A 22925-nucleotide genomic window follows, 5' to 3' on the forward strand; every position below is an offset into this window, starting at 1 on the left:
GGTTACCGTGAGCCGTGCGTTTTGGGGTGCTGGGTCCGCTGGTGGTGTGGACGGCGGAGGGCACGCCGGTGCGGGTGCCGGAGGCCAAGGTGCGCGCGCTGCTGGCGGTGCTGCTGGTGCACGCCGGCCACCCGGTGTCGGCGGACCGGCTGGTCGAGGACCTGTGGGGCGAGCGGCCACCGGCCAACCCGGCGGCGGCCTTGCAGCACAAGGTCTGGCAGCTGCGCAAGGCGATCGGCGCGGAGCGGGTGGAGTCCCGGCCGCCCGGCTACCTGCTGCGGGTGCGGCCGGAGGAGGTGGACGCGAGCCGGTTCCTCGGCTGCCTGGAACGCGGGGACCTGGCCGGGGCGCTGGCGCTGTGGCGGGGCCCGGTGCTGGCCGACTTCCCGGACGCCGAGTTCGCCCGCGGCTACGCCGACCGCCTCACCGAGTCCCGGCTGCACGCGATCGAGCAGCTGGCCGCACAGCGCCTGGCCGCCGGTGAGCCGGTGCTGGCCGAGCTGACCCCGCTGGTCCGCGAGTACCCGCTGCGCGAACGGCTGCGCGCCCTGCACCTGCGCGCGCTCTACCGGGACGGTCGCCAGGCCGAGGCGCTGGCCGGTTATGCCGAGTTCCGCGAGCAGCTGGCCGAGGAGCTGGGCGCTGACCCCAGCCCGGAGCTGGCCGAGGTGCACCAGGCGATCCTGCGCCAGGACCCGGAGCTGACCCGCCGCGCCACCCTGCCCGCCCCGCTCACCGAGCTGATCGGCCGGGACGCTGAACGCGCCGAGCTGGGCGCGCTGCTGCGGGAGGCGCGGCTGGTCACCCTCACCGGGCCGGGCGGGGTCGGCAAGACCAGCCTCGCGCTGGCCACCGCCGGTCGAGAGTCCTTTGTGGACGGTTCATGGCTGGTCGAGCTGGCCGGGCACGGGCCCGAGGTGGAGCAGGCGGTCAGCGCGGCGCTCGGCGTGCGGGAGGACGTGCCCAGCGCGGACCGGCTGCTGGACGCGGTGCGCGGCAAGCGGATGCTGCTGGTGCTGGACAACTGCGAGCACGTGCTGGAACCGGTCGCCGCGCTCGCCCGGCGCCTGCTGCGCGCCGCCCCTGAGCTGCGCATCCTGGCCACCAGCCGGGAAGCGCTCGGGCTGGCCGGGGAGACCCAGTACGTGGTGCGGCCACTGGCCGCCGAGCACGCGGTGGCGCTGTTCGCCGCCCGCGCGCCCGGTTTCCGGCTCACGCAGGAGAACACGCCGACGGTGGCCGCGATCTGCGCCCGGCTGGACGGGCTGCCGCTGGCGGTGGAGCTGGCCGCCACCAGGGTCCGGGTGCTCGGCGTCGACGAGCTGGCCGCCCGGCTGGACGACCGGTTCGGGCTGCTCACCACCGGCCACCGCGGCGCGCCACCCCGGCAGCAGACGCTGCGCGCGATGATCGACTGGAGCTGGGAGCTGCTCACCGCGGCCGAACGCCTGGTGCTGAGCCGCCTGGCCGTGCACGCCGAGGGCTGCACGCTGGCCGCGGCCGAGGCGGTCTGCGCCGGTGCCGGGGTCCGGCCGGACGAGGTGCTGGACCTGTTGTCCCGGCTGGTGGACCGCTCGCTGGTCACCGGCGGCCCGCGCTACCGGCTGCTGGAGTCCGTTGCCGCGTACTGCCTGGAGAAACTGGCCGAGTCCGGTGAGCTGGCCGCGCTCCGGCAGCGGCACCGGGACTACTACCTCGCGCTGGCCGAGCAGGCCGCGCCCGAGCTGCACGGCGAGGGTCAGCGCTGCTGGCTGGACGGCCTGGACCGGGAGATGCCGAACCTGCACCGCGCGCTCACCGGCGCAGAGGCAGGGCAGGCGTTGCGGCTGGCCGACGCGCTGGCCTGGTACTGGTTCCTGCGCGGCCGCTTCACCGAGGCCATCCGCGCCTTCGACCAGGCCCTGGCCACCGCAGGCGGCGATCCGGCGCTGCGCGCGCGGGTCCGGGCCTGGCGCGCCGGATTCCGTTCGCTGGCCGGGGAACCATTGGCTGATCTGTCCACTTCGGACAGTCGAACCACCTGGCTGCTCGGCTATGCCGTGCTCGGCAAGGGCGATCCGGCGATCAGCCAGCGGCTCAACGACCGGGCGCTGGCCGAGTTCGTCGCGACCGGCGACCGGTGGGGCGAGGCGGCCGCGCTCAGCACCAGGGCGGCGCAGGCCCTGCTCCAGGGCGAGCTGACCGGGATGCGCCGGGACGCCGAGCGCAGCGCGCAGATCTTCGCCGAGCTCGGCGACCGCTGGGGCCAGGTGCAGGCCACCAGCGAGCTGGCCGCGGTCGCCGAGGTCACCGGCGACTACCCGGCCGCCGCCCGGCTGCACCGCGAGGGCCTGCGCTCGGCCGAGGAGCTGGGCCTGTGGACCGCGGTCACCGCCAAGCTGGCCGGGCTCGGCCGGATCGCGCTGCTCACCGGCGAGCTGACCGAGTCAGCCGAGCTGCACCGGCGCGCGATGGCGGTCGCGGCGCAGCACGGCAACCTGTCCGGGGAGCAGTTCGCCGAGGTCGGACTCGGTTTGCTGGCCCGCCGTCAGGGCCGCTTGGACGAGGCCGAGGAACACCTGCGCCGCTGGGTTGACTGGTGCCGCGAGGTCGACGGCGGCCCCGGCCTCGCGCTGATCCTGACCGAGCTGGGCTTCATCGCCGAACAGCGCGGTGACACCGCGGCCGCGCTGGCCCTGCACACCGAGAGCCACCAGCTGGCCAAGGAGTTCGGCGACCCGAGGGCGATCGCGCTCACCGAGGAGGGCCTGGCCGGGGCACACGCCGCCACCGATCCGGAGCTGGCCGCGACCCTGCTCGGCCGGGCGGCCGCGACCAGGGCCGCGCTCGGTGTGCCGCTGCCGCCCGCCGAACGCGGTGACGTGGACCGGATCGAGCGGATCATCAGGGCAGCTTCGCGTTGACGTGCAGGGCGATCCCGTCCTGCGCGCCCACATCCGCGCGGAACCAGCCGCCACTGTCCACTGTGTACACCGGACCGGTGCACTTGCCGCCGCTGAAGTTCCCGTGCACCACATCGCAGTACCGCCCGGCGGCCAGCCCGGTCTGGAACGAGCGCCCGGTCACCGGCCCCTCGTCGTTGAGCACCAGGTAGCCCTTGTCGCCGCGGCCGAAGGCGATCACGTCGTTGCCGTTGTCCCACCAGTGGTTCACCCCGGTGCCGCGCACCGCGTTGCGGAAGCCGACCATGTTCGCGATCACCTGCCAGCGGTGCTCGCAGCGCCACCGGTCGGCGAAGCACACGGTGTCCTTGGTGCGGCCGTTGGCTTCCGCGGCCGGACCCTCGTCCTTGTTCGCGAACTCGTAGCCGCTCATCAGCTTCGGCGAACCGTACGGCCAGGCCAGCATGAACGCGTTCGCCAAGGCGTAGCGCGCGTTGTCCCGGTAGGTCAGCACCCCGGATCCGCGCTGGGTGTCGTGGTTGTCGGTGAACACCACCGCGCTCGCACTCGGCAGCGGCGCGCCAAAAGTGCGCAGGTAGGCCAGCTTCTCCTGGTTGAAGACCTTGGCCAGGTCCTCGCCGTAGTGGAACTCCAGCAGGTCCCCGTTGCCCGCGTACTGCTCCGGCGTGATCGGCTGGCCAGGGCCCGGGATCACCTCTTGGTAGATGTACGCGGGCCGGGACAGCCTGGCCTTGACCGCGGCGATGTCGCCGGGCGGCATGTGCTTGGCCGCGTCGATCCGGAACCCGTCCACGCCGAGGGCCAGCAGCTTGTTCAGGTACCCGGCGAGCCGGTCCCGCACGTGGTCCGAGCCGGTCTTCAGGTCGGCCAGGTTGACCAGCTCGCAGAACTGCACCTCGTAGGCGTCCCGGTAGTTCTGGATGTCGTCGTTGCCGTTGCGGCCGCAGTGGTTGAAGTCCTGGTGCTGGTAGATCCCCGGGTAGTCGTAGTGGCCGAACCGGGACCCGCCGCTGCCGGTGCCGCCGTTGTCCTGCCCGGTCATGTGGTTGATCACCGCGTCCGCGTACACCTTGACCCCGGCCGCGTGGCAGGCGTCCACCATCGCCTTGAACTCGGACTCGGTGCCGCGCCGGGAGTTCAGCCCGTAGCTCACCGGCTGGTAGTCCTGCCACCACGGGAACCCGTTCACCACCACGTGTTCCTGCGGCGGCGAGACCTGCACCCCGCCGAACCCGCGTGGCCCCAGGAAGTCCCGGCACTCCCGGGCCACCGAGTTCCAGTTCCAGGAGAACAGCTGCACCAGCACATCCCGGTTGCCCGGCGGCGCGGCGGTGGCGACCGGGGTCAGCAGCGCGCCCAGCAGGACGCACACGAGCAGCACACAGCGACGCATGGTGACCTCTCAACGCTGAAAGGGCAGGGGGGCTTGATCGTGGCAGCGGCGCACACCGACCACTAGGGGGCCGAGCCGGGGAATCCCCGTAAGCGCGTGGACGTACGGCTCAGTGTCGCGCCCAGGCTGACGATTTTCGCAGGTCAGGTGCCCACCATTGAGCATCGTGTACGCCTTGGGATTCTTGCTCGAGTTCATGGGTTCGCTGCTGGTGCTGCTGCCCCTGCTGCTGTGGGCCCGCGCAGTGCGACGGCTGCCGGACGCGCGGAACTGGCAGCGCACCGCGCGGGCCGCCCGCCGCCGCTACTACTACGTGCTCGCCGTGCTGGCGCTGAAGCTGCTGCCCGCGGCGCTGCTGCTGGGCCACGGCCTGGCCTTCGGCATCCGCCCGCTGCGCACCCTGGTGCTGCTGGGCGTGCCGCTGGCGCTGGCCGCACGGGACACCCTGCCGCTGCTCAACCGGGCGATCCGCGCGGCCGGACCCACGCCGGAGCTGCGGCTGGCCGCGGCCGCGCCCAGGGTCGTGCTGCCCGCCCGGCTGGCCGCGGTGGCCGGCGGGCTGCTGGCAGCGCTCAACCTGGTGGTGCAGGAGACGATCACCCTGTGGCTCAGCGGAGGAGTGTTCGCCCTGGTCGCACTGGTGGTGGTGGTCGACGTGACCCAGCGGCAGCGGCGGCTGGCCGGGCAGGCGCGCACGGTCCGCTGGTCGCCGTGGGCCCGGCTGGCCGCGCCGCTGGTGCTGGTGGTCGCGGCCGCGGGCTGCGGCGCGGTGGGTAGCACCATGTCCGCCTTCCCCGACCGGCTCTCCATGAACGCGCACGGCCACCACGGCGCGACCAGCGGCCCGGCGGTCAACGTCACGGACCTGGTCGGCGGGCCGTACTCCGGTCCGGTGCGCCGGTTCACCCTGGTCGCCGACGAGGCCCGCCTGCCAGGACGCGCCGAGGAGGCCTGGACCTTCGGCGGCACCGTGCCCGGCACGCCGCTGCGGGTGCGGCAGGGCGAGACCGTCGAGCTGAAGCTGGTCAACCGCCTGGAACGGACCCCGACCACCATCCACTGGCACGGTGTGGACGTGCCCAACGCGATGGACGGCGTCGCCGGGGTCACCCAGGACGCGGTCCAGCCCGGCGGCGAGTTCACCTACCGCTTCCGCGCGGACAAGCCAGGCACCTACTGGTACCACTCGCACCAGGTGGCCAACGAGCAGGTGACCCGCGGCCTGTTCGGCTCCCTGGTGATCGACCCGACCACCGGCCCGGCCGCCGAGGTGGACGAAACCCTGATGGTGCACCACCTCAACGCCGGCGTGGACCTGCGCCGGACCGAGCCGGGCCGCCGGGTGCGGCTGCGCGTGGTCAACGCGAACTCCGGCACCGAACGCCTCACCTTCACCGGCGCCCCGTTCCGGCTGGCCGCCGTGGACGGGCAGGACCTGCACGAACCAGCCGAGGTCAGCGAGCGCTCGATCAACCTGGGCGGCGGCGGCCGGGCCGACCTGGAGTTCACCATGCCGCCGCACCCGGTGCGCCTGGGCGGTCCGGCCACCCGCACCGCGCTGGTGCTCAGCCCGGACGGAGTGTCCACAGTGGACCAACCGAAGTCCGCGCCGGAACTGGACCTGACCACCTACGGCAAGCCCAGGCCCACCCCGTTCGGCCCGGACTCCGCCTACACCAAGCACTTCACCGTCGACCTCGACCAGGGCGTCGGCTTCCACGCCGGCGGACTCGGCTTCCTGTGGACGGTGGACGGCCGGGTCTTCCCGGACGCGCCGATGCTGATGGTCCGGCAGGGCGACCTGGTGCGGATGACCTTCCGCAACAAGGGCATCAACGACCACCCGATGCACCTGCACGGCCACCACGTGCTCGCACTCAGCCGCGACGGCACCCCGTTCACCGGCAGCCCGCTGTGGCTGGACACCGTGCTGGTCCGGCCGGGCCAGACCTGGGAGGTGGCGTTCCAGGCGGACAACCCCGGCATCTGGATGGACCACTGCCACGACCTGCTGCACGCCACCAACGGCATGACCCTGCACCTGGGCTACGAAGGCGTCCGCACCCCGTTCACCGTCGGCAGCGCCACCGGCAACAAGCCGGAATAGCTAGGCCCCCAGCCGGTAACCCATGCCACGCACGGTGTGGATGCACTCCGCGCCCAGCTTGCGCCGCAGCGCCCGCACGTACACGTCCACCACGTTCGAACCGGGATCGAAGTCGTAGCCCCACACGTGCGAGAGGATCTGCTCCCTGGTCAGCACCTGCCCCGGATGCCGCAGGAACAGCTCCAGCAGGGAGAACTCGCGCGCGGTGAGGTCCACCGTGCGGCCCTGGATCTGCGCCCGCCTGGTGCGCAGGTCCAGGGACAGCTCCTCGTGCCGCAGCACGGTCACCTCCGGCGCCCGCTCCGGCGTGCGCAGCCGCAGCCGCACCCTGGCCAGCAGCTCCTCGAACCGGAACGGCTTGGTCATGTAATCGTCCGCGCCGCCCTCCAGCCCGGCCACCGTGTCGTGCACCGAGTCCCGCGCGGTCAGGATGATCACCGGCGTGGTCACCCTGGCCTGCCGCAGCGCGTGCAGCACCGCGAAACCGTCCCGGCCCGGCAGCCCCAGGTCCAGCACCACCAGGTCGAAGTCCCCGGTCAGCGCGTAGTCCAGCGCGGCGTTGCCGTCGCCCACCGTGCTGGTGCTGAACCCGTTGGCCCGCAGGCCCTTCTCCACGAACGAGGCGATCCGCTGTTCGTCCTCGGCGATCAGGATCCGGCCCACGAAGCCTCCTCAACCACGGCCACCAGCGGCAGCTCGATGCCAAAAGTCGCGCCGGCGCCCGGTTCGGACACCACTTGCACCACCCCGTGATGCGCCTGCGCGATCGCCTTCACGATCGCCAGCCCCAGCCCGGCGCCACTGCGGTCCACGCGCCCGGAGGAACCACGCGAGAACCGGTCGAAGATCGCCTGCCGCTCCGCCTCGGCGATCCCCGGCCCCCGGTCGGTGACCCAGAACGACACGTTCTCCCCGTGCACCGCCGAACCCAGCCGGATCTCCTCGCCCGCGCCGGTGTGCTGCACCGCGTTCTGCGCCAGCTGCACCATCGCCTGGGTGACCCGCTGCGCGTCCAGCACCACCTCGCCCTCGGCCATCGACTCCAGCACCCAGCGCCGGGGGGCCAGCGCGCGCACCTTGGCGTCGATGTCGCTGGTCAGCTCCGGCAGCGACACCGGTGCCGGGCGCAGGAAGTCCGGCCGCTCGGCCTTGGCCAGCAGCAACAGGTCCTGCACGATCCGGTTCATCCGGTCCAGCTCGTCGGTGCACAGCCGCACCACCTCGGCCCGCTCGGCCGGGTCGTCGCCCATCAGCTCCAGGTGCCCGGAGACGATGGTGATCGGCGTGCGCAGCTCGTGGCTGGCGTCGTCCAGGAACTGCCGCTGGGTCCGGAACGCCTGCTCCAGCCGGTCCAGCATCAGGTTGAACTGCTCGGCCAGCGCCGCGATGTCGTCCTTGCCGTGCACCGGGATCCGCCGGGTCAGGTCGCGCTCGGTGATCTCCGCCGCGGCCTGCCGCACGGTCCGGATCGGCGCCAGGATCCGCCCGGCCACCACCCAGGACACCCCGGCCGCCAGCAGGAACCCGATCAGCGACACCAGCAGCAGCAACCGGATCGCCTGGTCGGCCGAGGCCCGCATGCCGGTGACGAAGAACGCGGTCACGAAGGACGGCTGCCCCTGCCCGGTGGCCTTCAGCGGCACCTTGGCCCAGCGCAGGTCCCCGGCCGCGGTCGGCGTGGTCCCGTAGCTCTCCGGTGCGGACACGATCCGCCGGATCAGCTCCTTGTCCCCGCTCACCTCCACCGGCTGCACGCCCTGCCTGGTCACGTGCACGGTCCCGTTCGCCTCCACCAGCACCGCCAGGTGGATCTCGTTCGGCTCCGGGTACTGGTTGTTGTGCAGGTGCGCCTTGATCAGCCCGTACGCGTCGGCCACCGGCTGTCCGGTCTTGGGGTCCCGGCCGACCTGAACGAAGTCGACGAACTCCTTGGCCTCCTGCTCAAGACCGCGGTTGATCCGGTCGTCCACGTCGGAGACCAGCAGCCGCCAGCCGCCGACCGCCACCACGGTCAGCGCGAGCAGCATCAGCCCGAGCAGCCAGCCCATGATCCGCACGCGTGCGGGCACCCCGGGCCTAGCCGTCGTCATCGTCGTCGTCATCGTCGTCATCCGGCGGTGGCGGCGGCACCTCGGTGGTCTGCGTCGGCTTCGGCTTGCTGGTGGGCGGTCCACTGGTGGGCTGCCCGGTCGGCGTCGGCGCGAACGCGGGCACGCTCACCGACACCTCGGCCGGGATCTCCGGCGGTCGCGGGCTGCCCACCAGCGTGAACACCGCGAGCGCGGCAGCGGCCACCGCGGCAGCCACCGCGACGGCCACCCCGATCCCCGACCACCTCATGCCGCCACCTTCTCCCGTGCGGGTCAGGCGTAGATGAGCCGCAGATGAAGAAGTCTTCATCCCGCCGTCGCGCCCCGCCACCGGAGCCTCAGCCGACGCGCAGGTAGTCCAGCTCGCTGCGACCGGCCGCCACACTCGGGTCCAGTCGCAGCTGGCTGATCCGGCCCCGCCACTTCGGGTGCCCGCCCACCTCGAAGCGCACCAGCTGGAACAAGCTGTCCCTGGCCGGGACCGGCACGGTCAGCTGCTTGTCGTCGGACCACACCGGATCGTCCTCGGTGATGAAGTAGAGCTGGGCCGCGCCGCCGGGGGTGCTGTTGCGCAGCCGAGCCTCCACGAAGTTCCGGCCGTTGGCCGCCAGGCCGAGTCCGGCGGGGGAGAACAGGAACGGGTCCTCGCCGCTGGCCTCCATGGTCAGGATGCCCGCGCGCACCGAACCGGTCAGCTGGTGCCAGGGCTGCCAGCCCTCGGTGTCCCGGTCGAAGCGCCACCACCGCGAGGGCTCGGCCAGGTAGCCGATCGCGGGCGCCCAGCTGACCCGATCCGCACCGGCGGCCGCACCCCGGTTGACCTCGAACCGCAGCACGTCACCGGCCCGCACCGCCAGCCGCGGCACATCCAGCACCAGGCCCTGGAGATCGTTCGGCTCGATCCGCTGGCGGCTGAGCTGGTGGCCGTTGTGCGTGATCCGGACCTCCACGCCGTCGCCGCCCACCTCCGCCTTCAGCGCCCGGCTCCGCACCGCGACGGTGCCCTCCCTCGGCGCGGTCCAGGCGCGCGCGGTCCAGCCGGCCTCATCGGCGGGGGTCTGGGTGAACCTGGCCACGCTCGCCCCCGCCGGGCCGCGGTAGGTCCCGCTCGCCGGGTCGAAGGTCAGGTTCTGCCAGCCGAAGCCGGTCGCGCTGTGCTGGTAGGACCAGCCCGCTCGCGGCCGGTCGGCGAAGGCGCTCGGCGCGTGCGCGGTGTCCGCGACCGAGTGCACCTCGGCGTTGTCCCGGAAGGTGAAGCCGTCGAACTCGCCACCGTCGGCCACCCCGGTGAACCCGGTCGGCTCGAAGTGCAGGTTGTCGTGCACGGACCCGGTCGGCCTGCTGAGGTGACCGATCCTGGTCACCCCGCCCAGGTGGCTGGGCTGTTGCGCCTTGGCGTTGTTCAGCAGCAGGTTCCCGGACAGCTCGTGGTTGCGGCTGTGGTCGCCCTGCGGGTAGATCGCCAGGTACTCCACGCCCGGCCCGGCGTTGTCCGCGATCAGGTTGTTCCTGATCTTCACCGAGTCGGTGACCACCTCGTGGTCGAACCCGGCCTGGTCCGGCGAACCGGTGTGCGGCACGGCGGTGACGATCGAGTTGACGAAGCTCACGTCCAGCACCCGGCCGAGGAACACCGCGGCGGTGCCGCTCGGCGAGTGGCAGCCGGCTTCCTTGTGCAGCACCGAGTTCATCAGCACCACGTGCCGCATGTTCACCAGCCGCAGCCCGTCGTGGCACTCGCCACCGGCGCCCGCGTCCTCGTGCAGGTTCAGCCCGTCCAGCACCACGCCCTGCACCAGGCTGTTGCCGTCGTGCCCGTCCGCGCCGGTGAGCCCGTTGCACCAGTCGAAGGACACGCTGTCGTGGTTGCGGGTGCCCTCGATGTCCCGCAGCAGCACGTTGCGCAGCGCGTACTGCCGGGCGGTGAACCGCAGCCGGTCGCCGGTGATCTGGATGCCGGCCGAGCTGAAGATGCCGCCGGTGCGGCCGCAGTCGCCCCTGGTGATGCCGGTGATGTCGTGGGTGAAGATGTCGGTGAAGGTCAGCCCCTCGTGGCCGAGCGTGCTGAAGTAGGCCACGATCCCCGCGCCTGCCCGGCTGACCTCCAGGTTGCTGACCCGCCAGTGCGTCGGATCGGTGAGCAGCACGCCCCGGTCCTCGGCCACGCCGTTGCGCCGGATGTGCGGCCGCGCTCCGCTGCCGTAGGCCGCCAGCGTGACCGGCGCGGCCGCCGTGCCGGTGCCGCGCAGGTTGAGCTGCTGGTTCCACACCGCGCCCCTGGCCAGCAGGATCTCCTCGCCCCCGGTGAAGGTCCGCGCGTTCACCGGGGTGAAGTCGCACCACGGCAGGCTGGTCGTGGCAGCGCCGTTGTTGTCGCAGGTCCCCCGGTTGTCCACGTGGTAGGTGTGGCCGGGCGCGGCCGCCGCGACCCCGGTCAGCAGCGTGGTGGCCAGTGCCACCGTGCTGACGGCAGCCGTCAGCCTCGTTTTCCCGCGCATTGATCCTCCCCTGATCGCGGAGAACGGTATTGCCCGGTTCGCCGAGCCGCCATGGCCGACTCGGTTAAAGTGCGGGACGTGCAGGAGCCCACGTCGCCAACCGTCGGTGCGCTTGCGGTGTGGAGCAGCTCCGACCTCCCGGGGCTCGGCGACCAGCTGCTGCCCCGGCTCACCGAGCACCACCTGTCCACCCGGCTGCCCGACTGGCGGATCTCCTTCCACGCCCCGTTCGGCTGGACCCGTCCGCTGCGCACCGACGGCGGGCTGGTGGCCGAACCGCTCGGCGAGTACCGGCCGCGCCGGGTCACCGCGCTGGCCGCCGCCGACCTCACCGTGATCACCCCGGCCTTCGAGCTCGGCGCCGACCTGGCCGCGCTCTACGGCGCCCCGGTCCCCGGCGCGGAGTTCTTCACCAACGCCCTCGGCGAGCACCCGGTGCTGGTCAGCGCGGTGCGGGTGGCCGGGAAGCCCAGTCCGCAGCTGGTCTCCGCGTTCGCCGGCCAGCCCTACCCCTCGGTCCGCGACATCCGGTCCAGGGACCGGCTGGCCGACGCGGGCCTGCAGTGGGACGTGGCCGTGGTGCCGCACCCGGCGCTGCTGGCCGACAGCCTGGTCAGCCCCGGCGCGCTGGCCACCCGCCAGGGCGACCTGCGCAAGCTGCGCATCCTGCCGGCCGAGGGCAGCTACCTGGTCGTGCAGCTCACCCCGGACCTGGCGGGCGAGCTGGCCGCGCTGCCGCCGGTGCTGGCCAAGATCCAGGACTTCCTGGCCATCGAGCACATCGTGCTGCTGCCCACCGCCCCGGACGCGCCTGCCTGCGAAGGCCACCTGCTGCCGGCCGACCTGGTGCTGGAGGACCGGATCGCGGTGCTGGCCGGTGCGGGCCTGGTGATCGCCGCCGACGAGCACGCGGCCGCGGCCGCCGCCGGACTGGACCGCCGCTGGGTGCTGCTGGACCCGACCGGCGAACAGCGCTGGCCGGTGCTGGAGTTCGGCGCCACCAAGCAGATCGCGGACCGGGCGGGCAAGCTGCTGGACGCGGTGCACGCCGCGCTCAAGCCCCCGGCCTCCCGGCGGCAGGCGGTGGTCGAGCACTTCGACGCGATCGCCGAGGCCGCCCAGCGCGCCGCCTCCGGCCGCCCACCGGCCCGCGACCTGGCCGCGGAGAACCGGGCCCTGCGCGCGGCCAACGCGGCCCTGCGCGAGCGGATGTTCATCGAGCGCCAGCGCCTGGTCGAACAGCTCATCAGCCACACCCCCGAGGACGAGCAGACCGACGAGGTGGAGGCGCTGCGCGCCGAGCTCGCCGAGGAACGCAGGCTGCACGGCGAACTGGCCGAACGGCACCGCGCGCTGGCCGCCGAGATCGACCGGCTGGCCGCCGACAGCAAGGAGCTGGCCGCGCTGCGCAACACCAAGCTGATGCGCTGGGCCCAGCCGGCCAGGGACGCCTACGGAAAGCTCCGCAAGCCGTGACCGCGATCCCCAGGGTCACCTTCGTGCTGGTCAGCTACAACGGCAGGGAGATGCTGACCCGCTGCCTGGACACCCTCGCCGAGCACACCCCTGGCCCGTACGAGGTCGTGGTGGTGGACAGCGCCTCACCGGATGGCACCGGCGAGTGGCTGGCAGCCAACCTCACCGGCGCGACCGTGCTGCGGATGCCGGAGAACCTGGGCTTCGGCGCGGGCTGCAACCTGGGCGTCCAGCACGCCCGCACCGAGCTGGTCTGCTTCCTCAACGCCGACGTCGAGGTCACCCCCGGCTGGCTGGAACCGCTGCTGGCCCGCCTGGACTCCACCCCCGAGGCGGCCGCGGTCGGCTCCGTGTTGGTGTTCCCGGACGGCCGCCTGCAGGAGGCGGGCAGCATCATCGGCGGAGACGGCTGGAGCCGCGGCCTCGGTGACGGCGACGCCGACCTGTCCCCGCTGTACCCGCGCTCGGCCGACTACTCCTCGGCCGCCTGCCTGCTGATGCGCCGCCGCGCGTTCTGGCAGACCGGCGGTTTCTCGCCGGAGTTCCACATCGCCTACTTCGAGGACACCGACCTCCAGTTCCACCTGCGCTCGCTGGGCTGGCAGATCTGGGTCGAGCCCGCCTCGCAGGTCCGGCACATCCGGCACGGCAGCAGCACCACCCCGCGCGCGATCGAGCTGTCCGCGATCAACCACGAGGTCTTCGTCCGCCGCTGGCCGGAAGCGCTGGCCAAGCGCCCGCCAGTGGCCGACGTGCACGAGCACTGGCACCGGCTGTGGTGGCTGCGCGACCAGCTCGCCCCGTACCGCGTCCTGCTCACTACAGACGAGGTCCCCGACCCCACCCAAGGCCAAGGCGCGCAACGGGCCTGGGCGGTCATCCAGTACTGGCGCCAGGCCAGCCCCGAGGCCGCGGTCACCGTCCTGGCCACCCGCGGCGACCCGGCCGCCCTGCGCGCCACCGGCGTCGAAGTGTCCATTGTGGACGATCCGAAGGCGTGGGGCCGCGACCGCGCGGGCCTCTACGACGTCATCGTCGCCCTCTCCGCCCGCGGCTTCCCGCTGGCGGAACAGGTCTCCCGCACCCAGCCCCAAGCGGTCCGCCTGTTCGACACCCAGACCTTCCTGCACCGCGAAGCCGAACGCCGCTTCTCGGTGCTACCGGACGCCGAAGCCCGCCGCCACTGCGCCACCGAGGCCGCCGCCTGGCGCGAAGCCGAGCGCACGGCCCTGTCCTGGGCCGAGCTGAGCACCGTCGGCAGCCAGGCCGAGCTCGACTGGTCCACCCGCTACGCCCCGCAGGCCACCCTGCACGTGGCCCCGTACCCGGTCCAGGTCACCCCGGCCGCCACCGGCCTGGACCGCCGCGACGGCCTGCTCTTCTACGGCGCCTTCGCCCGCACCGCCACCGGCAACGAGATCGCCGCCCAGCACCTCATCGAGCAGGTCCTCCCGCTGCTGGACGCCCCCCGCCTGCGCGTCATCGGCGCGCACGCCCCGGACTCCCTGCGCGCCCCTGGCGTCGACGTCATCGGCTGGGTCCCCGACCCCGCCCCCTACCTGCGCACCGCCCGCGTCCTGGTCAACCCGTCCCCAGCCGCCGCGGGCGCCCAGACCAAGCTGCTGGACGCGATGGCCCACGGCCTCCCGTTCACCACCACCCCCCAGGCCGCCGAAGGCCTGCCCCTGGGCGAGCTCCGCGAGCACCTGGTCGCCGAGTCCCCGGCCGAGCTGGCCGAGCTCACCCAGCGCCTGCTCGACGACGACGCCAAGTGGACCCACATCCAGTCCGCCCTGCTCGACCTGGCCGCCACCCACTTCACCGAGCGCCACTTCCGCTCCGCGATGGCCGAGGTCCTCATCCACTGCGGCATCGCCCCACCCGCGACGACTTTCGCGACCGCCACGCCCTGACCGCCGCCGCCGCGAACACCGGCTTCCGGCCTCTCACCTGCGACAACCCGCACGCGACTGCCCCTGTTCGCCCTCGGCAGAAAATCTATCGTGGCCGAGGTAGACATTCGTGCTCACCGGCGTGTAGTGTTCTACTCATACCGAGAGAGACAGTGTCGAGCGAGCGTGGGAGATGACGAACTACCCACGAGGTGAGACAGCAAGGAAGAAGTAGTAAGCAAAGAAGTAGTAAGAAGCAGTACGAAGTGGCAAGACGCAAGTAGCAAGTAGAGCAAGTGGCAAGACGGCAGGCGTGCCGGGGCCGATCAGTGAACGGGGTCCCGGCAGCTGCTGAGGTCGAAGTAAAGCGGTGAACCAGAGAAGAAGGGACGGGCCACATCATCGGATCGCCTGCCTGGCTGAGTACCTCGCCGGCGGGTACCGCAGTTCCATCGAAAGAAGGTGGTCTTCGGTTACGAATCAGCGATCCCCGCTTGATCCGCCGTTGTCGCGGAAGCGGACATAATGGTGAAACCCAAACCCTGGGGCCCCGGTGCTACTGCGCCGGGGCCCCTCGTGATGCGGAGGTTTAGTGATCCCAGACCAGCGTGATGTCGCTGCGCCGAGCGCGGCGGACAAGTTCGATGATGAGCACTACCCGGCCTACACCATGGGCCGCGCGGCCGAGATGCTCGGCACCACGCAGGGTTTCCTGCGCTCCCTCGGCGAAGCCGGACTGATCGAGCCCCAGCGCTCCTCGGGTGGGCACCGCCGGTTCTCCCGTTATCAACTCCGCCTGGCCGCCCGCGCCAGGGAACTGGTCGACCAGGGCACCCCGGTCGACGCGGCCTGCCGCATCATCAGCCTCGAGGACCAGCTGCACGAGGCCCGTGCCCACAACCAGCGCCAGACGCAGGACGACAACCAGCGTTGACGCCAATCAGCAAGATCGGGTCAGCCCCGCCGGTCGGCATCGGCCCCGGCGGGACCCCACAGCCGAGCTGAGCGGACGGGTTCAGTCCAGCGGTGGCACGGTCCGCTCCGGCATCCGCCGCCGCGCCCGCCGCAACGCGTGCCAGCGCAGCGCCGCGGTGAGGAAGTACCGCTCAGTCCCGCCGGTCTCCGGCCGTTTCCCGTTCCGTGCGGCCAGTTCCACCAGCACCGACAGCTGCCGCTCGACCCCGGCCAGCTTCACCAGCTCGGCCCGGTCCGCGGGCGCCAGCCGGTCCTCGTTGCGGGCCAGCAGCACCGAGGCGAACTGCGCGATCCGCCGCAGCTCGTGCTCCACGACGTGTTCCAGCTCTTCGCGCCGTTGCGGCGTCAACCGCCGCTCGTTCCCCAGGCTCAGCTCGGCCAGCCCCACCGGGCCGGGCAGGCCCGAGGTCCACCACGGCAGCATCCACCCGGTCACGTTCTCCCCGTGCTGCCGGTAGGACTGCAACGGACGGTCCACAAAGGACAGTTCACCGACGGACAGCGCGGTCGCCGCGATCCACTGGTCGTGGTACGCCGTCGGCGTGCCGGGCGGGAACGGCAACACCCGCTCCCGCACCAGGTCCGCGCGCACCAGCGAGGCCGCGCCGGTGACCGTGTTGAGCATCAGCAGCGCGTCCAGCTCGGTCCACTGGTTGCGCCGCTTGTCCCAGGAGGTCTTCGCGATCAACTTGCCGTAGTCGTCGATCAGCCGCATGTCGCAGTAGACGAGCTGCACCTTCGGATCGGCCAGCCGCTCCAGCTGCACGGCGAGCTTGTCCGCGTCCCACACGTCGTCCTGGTCGGAGAGCGCGATCGCGTCCGCGTCCAGCGGTGCCAGCCGCAGCGCCCGCTCGAAGTTGCGGTAGAAGCCCACGTTGCGCTCGTGCTCGACCACCACGAACCGCGGATCGCCCTCGGTCAGCTCGCCCAGCACGCGGCGGGCAGCCGGATCGGTGCCGTCGTCGGAGATCACGCACACCCAGTTGTCATGCGTCTGCGCGCGGATCGAGTCCAGCTGCTCGGCCAGGAACCGCCGCTCCGGGTGGTAGGTGGCCAGGCAGATCGCCACCCGGGGACCGGTGCCCGGCCAGTCCACCCGCACCGGCCGGATGCCCACTTCCGCCCTGGTCCGCAACGCGGGCAGCGCCCGGTGCAGCCGGGTCCCGTCGGCCAGGTCGACGATCAGCTCCAGCGGCAGGTCGTGCCTGGTCGGCCCGGCGGGCAGCGGAACCCGCGCCCGGAACCCGCTGCCGTCGGGCACGTGCCACCCGGCCGCGCCCAGCTCCCGCCGCACCACCGGCCGGTGGTAGCCCAGGTTCGCCGGGCACATCCGGCCGTCCGCCTTGATCCACACCGCCCGCACCGGCAGGTCCGCGTGCACCGCCCAGCCGGCCAGGTCCACCACCTGCCCGCGCCCGATGTGCACCGGCTCCGCGGGCACGTCCACCACGAACCGCAGCCCGGCCTCGCGCGCGCCGCCCTCGCGCACCCGCAACCGCCGGGCCAGCAACGGCGCCAGCGCGGGCGCGTACCGGCTGGCCCGCCGCAGCACGCTGTCCGGCTCCGCCCCGCCGCGTCCCAGCATCAGGTCGCGCACCCCCCGCGCGGCCCGCGCGGCCGGCCACACGTACCGGTGCCCTGCCCTGACCAGCGAGGACCCCTCCAGCGCGTCCAGCCGCGCCCTGGTCCTGGCCAGCCGGTCCCGCAGCTGCGCCCCGGCCGAGGCGTGCCCGGCCGCCTCCGCCCGCGCGGTGTCCGCCTCGGCCCTGATCCGCTCGAAGTCCTCGGTCGCCTCGGCCAGCCCGGCGAACGTGCTACCCACCCGGTTGTCCAGCTCCACCAGCTCGTCCTGGGTGCGGGCCAGCTCCTGCCGCAGCGCCTCCCGCTCCGCGTCCGCGGTGCGCAGCGCGGCCTCGGCCGCCTGGTGCTCCCGGCTCAGCTCGTCCCGCAGTTCCTCGGTCTGCGCCCGCGCCTGGGTCAGCTCGGCCTGCCGGTGCGCGATCTGCTGGCGCAGCGCCTCCACGTCGGTCCACAGCGAGCGCGCGGTCTTCTCCGCCTGCTCCTTGGCCGCCAGCGCCCGGCCCACCTCGCCCAGCCCCGGCGGCAGCTCCCACACCCTCGGACGGCCCGGCAGCACCGCGTCCGCTTTCAGCGTGGCCAGCACCTGCTCCCGGGGCGCGCCGGAGACCAGCTCCTGCAAGGCCACCTCGGCCGAGGTCAGCTCGGTCCACCGCTGCCGGGCCGGGCCACCCAGCCCGCACAGGTCAGCCAGCCGGAACAGCAGCTTCTGCAGGTTCGTCTCGGCGGGCCACGGATGCGGCGCGCCCGAGTCCCGCAGCTCCCTGGCGAACTCGCGCAGCCCGCGCAGCAGCGCCAGCTCGGCGTCCACCCCCGACCCGGCCTCCCACTCCAGGTCGATCCGCCGCGCCTCCCGGTCCGGCCCCAGCACCACGTTGCCCGGGTGCACGTCCAGGCAGTCCGGCGGCAGCACCGGCACCCCGACCCGGCCTGGCAGGAACGGATGCCGCTGGTCCTCCGCGGTCAGCGCCCGCGCGGGCGTCAGGCACACCCGGCACCACAGTCCGAGCACCACCCCGGCCCGGTTCACATCGCCTTCGGCCAGCGCGTCCAGCAGCTCCGCGTCCAGGCACCGGCCAGGCAGCCACGGCTCGGTCGCCGCCACCCGCTGCCGCAGCCAGCCCTCGGCGTCCTCGGTGCCCTCGACCGTCTCCAGCACCAGGTCCTCGGTCAGCCGCCGGGTCCGCTGCCAGCGCGCGTGCCTGCTGCTGTTGACCAGCCAGGCCAGCCCCGGCTGGACCAGGTCCGCCACCGCGTCCGCCGACCGACCGGCCACCACCAGGAACGCGGGCGCCACCGCACCGGCGAAGCCCTCGGCCAGCGCCAGCTGGTGCAGCCGCCTGCCCGGCGCCGCGGCCAGCTGCTCGTCGGCCGCGCCCAGCAGTGGGTCCCGCACCAGCTTGTCCACCAGCTCGGCCTGGTCGTCCCGCTCGAACACCGAGCTGTCCACCAGCACCCTGGGCCGCGCCTGGTCCGGGTAGCAGGCCAGCCAGCGCTGCGCGGTCAGTCCGGCCCCGTCGAGCAGCTCGGCCAGCACCGACCGGGTCCAGGTCCGCGGCCCGCGCACGCCCGGGTAGTCCGCCGCGCCCAGCCACAGCCGCTGCCGCACCGGATCGGCCTTGCCCAGCAGCTGCCCCAGCCCCAGCTGGTTGTGCACCGCGAGCACCAGCACGCCGTCCTCGGCCAGCTGCCCGGTCACCTGCGCGAGCAGCTCGGCCGGATCCGCGGTGTGCTCCACCGTGCCGTCCAGCAACGCGAGGTCGAACGGCCCGCCACCGGCCAGTCCCTCCGGACCGACCCGCACCATCCGGGCCCCGGCGGCCGGCCGCAGCGGGGCCAGCAGCCCGCGCCACAGCTCGTCGTTGTCCCCGCTCACCAACTCAGCCCTTCGCGGTCACGGCACCAACGTGGAACAGCGAACCCCGCGCGCCCACCACGATCCTGGGGCTGGTCGCCCCCGGCGCGGCCACCGCGGTGAACCCGCTGTTCTGCTCGTCCACGTGCAGCGCCAGCCCGATGTCGGCCCTGCGCACACCTGCCCCGCCGCCACCGACGATCCGGTTCGCCGAGTCCAGCACCAGCACGCAGTCCACCGCGCGCTGGTTCACCAGCGCCCAGCCCACGATCGGCGCGTCCCCGCGCACCGGCCCGCTGTCCACGTTGCCGACGTTGGGCAGGCCCGGTTCCGGCGCGGCCAGCTCCTGGACCTGCTTCGGGTCGACCTGGTCGCCCAGCTCCAGCCCTGGCTTGCCGCAGCCCAGGGTGAAGTCGGCGCTGAACGGGTAGACGCCGAGCGCCTTGGCCGCGGGCAGCACCTCTTTCGGCGCCCGCAGCCGGGACATCTCGGCAGGCGCGCCCACCCGCATCGCCACCGCGGTGATCGCCTGCTCCTGGTAGATCTGCCGCTGGATGCCGGCCTGCCCGTTGCCCGCGACATAGCCGACCGCGGCCACCGCGAGCACCACCGCGGTCACCCTGGCCACCGAGACCGAGGGGAACCACAGCACAGCGAGGGCCAGCAGCGCGGCCGCGGCCAGCGCCGCGATCTCCGCGTACCGCCCGGCCAGCGACACCCCGATGCCCAGCGCCGCGCGGGACAGGCCGATCATCGCCGCCGCGGCCAGGATGTAGAGCCCCATGCCTGCCCAACCGGCCAGCGGCGCGTCGATCCCGCCACCGATCCGCTTGCGCAGCAACAACACCACCGCGGCCACCAGTCCGGCCGCGGTGAGCCCGCCGAGCACCACCGCGATGTCCGGCGCCTTGGCCGACCACAGCTGCCCGATGGTGCCCGCGGTCATCGCCAGGTAGTCATCGGCGCGCAGGTCGCCACCGGTCTTCGGCGCCTGGTTCACCGTGAGCAGCCAGCCCACCACCACGACCAGCCCGATCACCAGCGGCCACAGCACCCGGCGGGCCCGGTCACCGCGCAGGAAGAACACCAGCGCCAGTGCCGGGAACACCGCGAACGCGGTGCCGTGGCTGACGCAGGCGGCCAGCGCGGCCGCCATCGACCACACCGGACGACCGCGCTGGGCCAGCAGCAGCGCCAGCACCGCGAAGAAGAACTGCGGCATCCAGCTGATCCCGCTCATGCCCTGGCCGAACATCTCGGTGGCGTTGGTGGAGAACACCAGGAAGGCGAAGGCCGCGGTCAGCGCGGTCCGCTTCACCACGTCCAGGGACCTGGGCAGCATCAGGTTGAGCACCAGCACGATCCCGGCGGCGAACACCGCGGTGAGCGCGCCCAGCGCGTGGTTGCTGCCGCCGAGGAACTTGGCGTCCAGCCAGAACAGCAGCGCGGGCACGAACATCGGGTGCTCGTTGTGGTACTGCACGATCGCCCTCGGGATCAGCGTCCCGTCGTCGTTGGTGATCCGGGCGAGCAGGTGCCAGTAGTCCAGGAAGTGCAGCCTCGGCGCGCCCGCGATCTCCAGCACCGTGCCGAGCACCGGCAGCAGCCCGAAGACAGCGATCAGCACCGAGGGCCAGGAGATGCGGCGCAACCATTCCGGCGCCGCCATCTCCACCTGCGAGATCGGGGTGAACCCACCGCGCTCCCGCGTCACCTGGTCACTCACTGGCCGGGGAACTTGGCGGCCACACCCACCGTCAGCCGGTGGAACTCCCGGACCAGCTCAGAGTCCCGGTTCGGACCCTGCGGCGGCACCGGGTTCTGGCTCACGTTGGTGCGCACGACCTTGTTGCCCGAGACCCACACGATGCGGAACAGCGCCCGCGCGTCGTCGATGAACTGCAGGATGGTCCCGTTCTTGGGCAGCTCGCCGACCACGCCGTCGACCATGCCGTCGGAGCGGGCGAACTCGACCATCTTCTTCTGCAGGTCCTTGGCCGCGGCCTCGTCCTTGGTCTCGATCACGATCGCCGAGTACTGGAACTTGCCCTCGGTGCTGCCCTTGTAGGAGATCTCACCGGGGTTGGCGCTGCCGATGACCGCGACCTCGCCGTTCTGCAGCAGCTCGTCGGAGCGCAGCTGGCCGAGGTCCTTGACCCCGCTCTTGGGGTCGGGGGTGCCGGGGCCGGGCGGCAGCAGCTCAAGCGGCTTCTGCGAGGTGGTCGTGGTCGGCGCGGCCGACGCGGTGTTCGAGGTGGTGTCGGCCGGGCCAGTGCCGGTGTTCCGGAAGCCGAAGAACCACACCGCGGCGCCGATCAGCGCGACCACCACGACGATGCCGATGATCGGCAGCACCTTGGAGGACTTGCCGGAGGACGCGCCGAAGACCTCGGGGCCCTGCCGGATCCACGCCTCGTTGCCGGCCGGCGGCAGCGGCGGCAGGTCACCGGCGTTGCCCCACGGCGGGGCCGCGTTGGACTCATCGCCCCACGGGGTCTGCGGCTGCTGCTGGGGCGGCTGCTGGTGGTGCTGCGGCGGGAACGGGGGCGGCGGGAACCCGCTCGGCGGCGAGGCCGGGAACGGCTGCTGGTGCTGCTGGTGCTGGGGCGGCGGCGGGAAACCCTGCGGCCCGCCCGCGTTCGGCACCACCTGGGTGCGGTCGGCGTCACCGGCAGGGGGCTGCGGCTGCCAGCCACGAACCACCTGGGTCGCCTCCGCGCCGCCGTTGGGCACCACCTGGGTGGCCTCGGCGCCAGCCGGATTGGGCGTGTTGTCCCGGATCGGCTGCATCACCTGGGTGCTGTCGATCCCCTGCTGCTGACCACCGGGGGGTGTGAAGGAGGGTGAGCCACCCGCCCCCGCCGCCGCCGACAGCAGCTCATCGCGGCGAGCGCGGTACTCCTCGGCGGAGATCAGGCCGGCGGCCAGACCCTCGTCGAGCTTGCGTAGCTCGTCATGCCAGGTCACCCTGGCACCCCCTTCCACTGGGTAAAGAAGACGCGGCATATTGTGCCGATGCCATCGTCAGTGGTGTCTGCCGCTGCCGAGTCGTTACCCTTGCGCCTGCCGGCGCGTTCAGGCGCCTCGTCGCTGGGCAGCCCGGTACGCCTGCTCGAGCTGCTCGCGCACCCAGTTCGCAGCGGCCGACACGGTGCGGGTACGCAGAATGTACTCGCGACCCGCCCGGCCCACCGCAGCGGCGTGCTCAGGATCATCCGCGACCCGCCGCATGGCCCGCGCCGCGGCGGCCAGATCGGGGTCGGCCCAGCGGGCATCCGGCGGATACGGGTCCCAGCCCTCGCCCACCCGGGTGAACTCGAACGGCACCGGGAAGCCGGTCACCACGTCCAGGAACTCGGCGGTGCCGGAGTAGTCGGTGGAGATCACCGGCAGCTCGCGGATCATCGCCTCGGCCACGGTGAAGCCGAAACCCTCCGAGCGGTGCAGGGAGACGTAGCAGTCGCTCTCGTCGTAGAGCGCGGCCAGCTCGGCCACTGACAGGTACCGCTCCAGCAGCTCGATCCGCGGATCCGCGCCGATCACCGCGCGCAGCCGCTCCGCCGCGCCGGGGTGCAGGTCGGCGTTGATCGCCTTGACCACCAGCCGCACGTCCGGATCGTCCGGGAACGCAAGCCGGAACGCCTCCACCAGCCCCCACGGGTTCTTCCGCTCGCCGACGCTGTTGAAGTCGAAGGCGAACAGGAACCGCGGCGCCGCGCCGGGCAGCCTGCGGGCGCGGTTCGGCGGACCGGGGTCGCTGATCGGGATCGGGAACACCTTCACCGGCTTGTCGGTGTGCGCCGCGATCGCCGCCCGGCAGAACTCGCTGATCGTCCAGATCTCGTCGACCAGCTCGTACGCCTTGTGCATGCTCGCCGGGAACTCGTCCAGCTCCCAGGACCACACGCCGATCCGGTACCGCTGGTGGAACAGGTGCGGGTACAGGTCGACTGCGAGCGTGGTGGTGTCGGCGTTGATGCACAGCACGCTCAACGGGTACTTCGGTGCGCCGAGCGAGGTCGGCCGCTCGATCGCGGTCCGGTTGTTGACCAGGAAGTCCTCGACCACGGTCGCGGTCGGCACGCCTGCCGCGTGCACTGCCTTGTGCAGCGCCCGCCCCAGCTCGCCGACGCCGAGCTCGGCGGTCAGGTGCCCGAG

General features: G+C 72.7%; 14 protein-coding genes (1 of these 14 cut by a window edge). 5 read left to right on the top strand and 9 right to left on the bottom strand.

Annotated features, from left to right (window positions below; genetic code table 11):
• The first annotated feature begins 14 nt into the window (after positions 1-14).
• The gene (locus tag N8J89_RS00345; RefSeq protein ID WP_283662394.1) at positions 15-2903 is read left to right on the top strand and encodes an AfsR/SARP family transcriptional regulator; all 2889 of its coding nucleotides are present in this window, start codon (positions 15-17) and stop codon (positions 2901-2903) included.
• Here the strand turns inward: N8J89_RS00345 and N8J89_RS00350 are convergent.
• The gene (locus N8J89_RS00350; protein WP_283662395.1) at positions 2884-4296 is read right to left on the bottom strand and encodes an alpha-amylase; all 1413 of its coding nucleotides are present in this window, start codon (positions 4294-4296) and stop codon (positions 2884-2886) included. The two genes, N8J89_RS00345 and N8J89_RS00350, sit on opposite strands and share 20 nt — an antisense overlap.
• A gap of 175 nt (positions 4297-4471) precedes the next feature.
• Here N8J89_RS00350 and N8J89_RS00355 point away from each other — a divergent pair, with 175 nt between their 5' ends.
• The gene (locus tag N8J89_RS00355; protein WP_283662396.1) at positions 4472-6403 is read left to right on the top strand and encodes a multicopper oxidase family protein; all 1932 of its coding nucleotides are present in this window, start codon (positions 4472-4474) and stop codon (positions 6401-6403) included.
• Here N8J89_RS00355 and N8J89_RS00360 read toward each other — a convergent pair whose 3' ends face one another.
• The 4 genes from N8J89_RS00360 to N8J89_RS00375 form a co-directional block, all read right to left on the bottom strand.
• Positions 6404-7066 (bottom strand): response regulator transcription factor, encoded by a 663-nt coding sequence (locus N8J89_RS00360; protein ID WP_283662397.1) that lies wholly within the window; start codon positions 7064-7066, stop codon positions 6404-6406.
• The gene (locus N8J89_RS00365) at positions 7051-8472 is read right to left on the bottom strand and encodes a sensor histidine kinase (protein WP_283662398.1); all 1422 of its coding nucleotides are present in this window, start codon (positions 8470-8472) and stop codon (positions 7051-7053) included. Before N8J89_RS00365 ends, N8J89_RS00360 begins: the two co-directional genes overlap by 16 nt.
• Before the next feature lie 7 nt (positions 8473-8479).
• Positions 8480-8743, bottom strand: a complete 264-nt coding sequence (locus N8J89_RS00370; protein WP_283662399.1) for a hypothetical protein — start codon at positions 8741-8743, stop codon at positions 8480-8482.
• An 88-nt stretch (positions 8744-8831) separates the two neighbouring features.
• On the bottom strand, positions 8832-10991 hold the full coding sequence (locus N8J89_RS00375) for a hypothetical protein (protein ID WP_283662400.1): 2160 nt from the start codon (positions 10989-10991) through the stop codon (positions 8832-8834).
• 78 nt (positions 10992-11069) lie between these two features.
• Between N8J89_RS00375 and N8J89_RS00380 the strand changes: the two genes are divergently transcribed.
• The 3 genes from N8J89_RS00380 to N8J89_RS00390 all read left to right on the top strand — a co-directional run bounded on the left by N8J89_RS00380 (position 11070) and on the right by N8J89_RS00390 (position 15293).
• Positions 11070-12467 carry a hypothetical protein gene (locus N8J89_RS00380; protein WP_283662401.1) on the top strand — a complete coding sequence of 466 codons (1398 nt, stop codon included), beginning with the start codon at positions 11070-11072 and terminating at the stop codon, positions 12465-12467.
• A complete protein-coding gene (locus N8J89_RS00385; protein ID WP_283662402.1) occupies positions 12464-14380 on the top strand; it encodes a glycosyltransferase in 1917 nt (638 codons plus the stop codon). Before N8J89_RS00380 ends, N8J89_RS00385 begins: the two co-directional genes overlap by 4 nt.
• A gap of 571 nt (positions 14381-14951) precedes the next feature.
• Positions 14952-15293, top strand: a complete 342-nt coding sequence (locus N8J89_RS00390; RefSeq protein WP_283662403.1) for a helix-turn-helix domain-containing protein — start codon at positions 14952-14954, stop codon at positions 15291-15293.
• 81 nt (positions 15294-15374) lie between these two features.
• Here the strand turns inward: N8J89_RS00390 and N8J89_RS00395 are convergent, their stop codons facing one another.
• The 4 genes from N8J89_RS00395 to N8J89_RS00410 form a co-directional block, all read right to left on the bottom strand.
• Positions 15375-18788 (bottom strand): glycosyltransferase, encoded by a 3414-nt coding sequence (locus N8J89_RS00395; RefSeq protein ID WP_283662404.1) that lies wholly within the window; start codon positions 18786-18788, stop codon positions 15375-15377.
• A gap of 4 nt (positions 18789-18792) precedes the next feature.
• Positions 18793-20481 (bottom strand): DUF2079 domain-containing protein, encoded by a 1689-nt coding sequence (locus tag N8J89_RS00400; protein ID WP_283662405.1) that lies wholly within the window; start codon positions 20479-20481, stop codon positions 18793-18795.
• Between the two features lie 8 nt (positions 20482-20489).
• Complete coding sequence (locus tag N8J89_RS00405; RefSeq protein WP_283662406.1) at positions 20490-21734, bottom strand: SHOCT domain-containing protein; 1245 nt, start codon at positions 21732-21734, stop codon at positions 20490-20492.
• Positions 21735-21842: 108 nt separating this feature from the next.
• Positions 21843-22925, bottom strand: the end of a protein-coding gene (locus tag N8J89_RS00410) for a glycosyltransferase family 4 protein (RefSeq protein ID WP_283662407.1). It continues 1278 nt past the right edge of the window; the window shows 1083 of its 2361 coding nt (coding positions 1279-2361); its start codon lies beyond the right edge, outside the window — the gene reads right to left on this strand; the stop codon is at positions 21843-21845.

This window comes from Crossiella sp. CA-258035, assembly GCF_030064675.1.
GTDB lineage: Bacteria > Actinomycetota > Actinomycetes > Mycobacteriales > Pseudonocardiaceae > Crossiella.

What these genes read in the sequence shown, in the direction of transcription:
- N8J89_RS00350 (WP_283662395.1), bottom strand. Translation starts at nt 4,296, where the DNA reads ATGCGTCGCTGTGTGCTGCTCGTGTGCGTCCTGCTGGGCGCGCTGCTG.
- N8J89_RS00370 (WP_283662399.1), bottom strand. Translation starts at nt 8,743, where the DNA reads ATGAGGTGGTCGGGGATCGGGGTGGCCGTCGCGGTGGCTGCCGCGGTG.
- N8J89_RS00375 (WP_283662400.1), bottom strand. Translation starts at nt 10,991, where the DNA reads ATGCGCGGGAAAACGAGGCTGACGGCTGCCGTCAGCACGGTGGCACTG.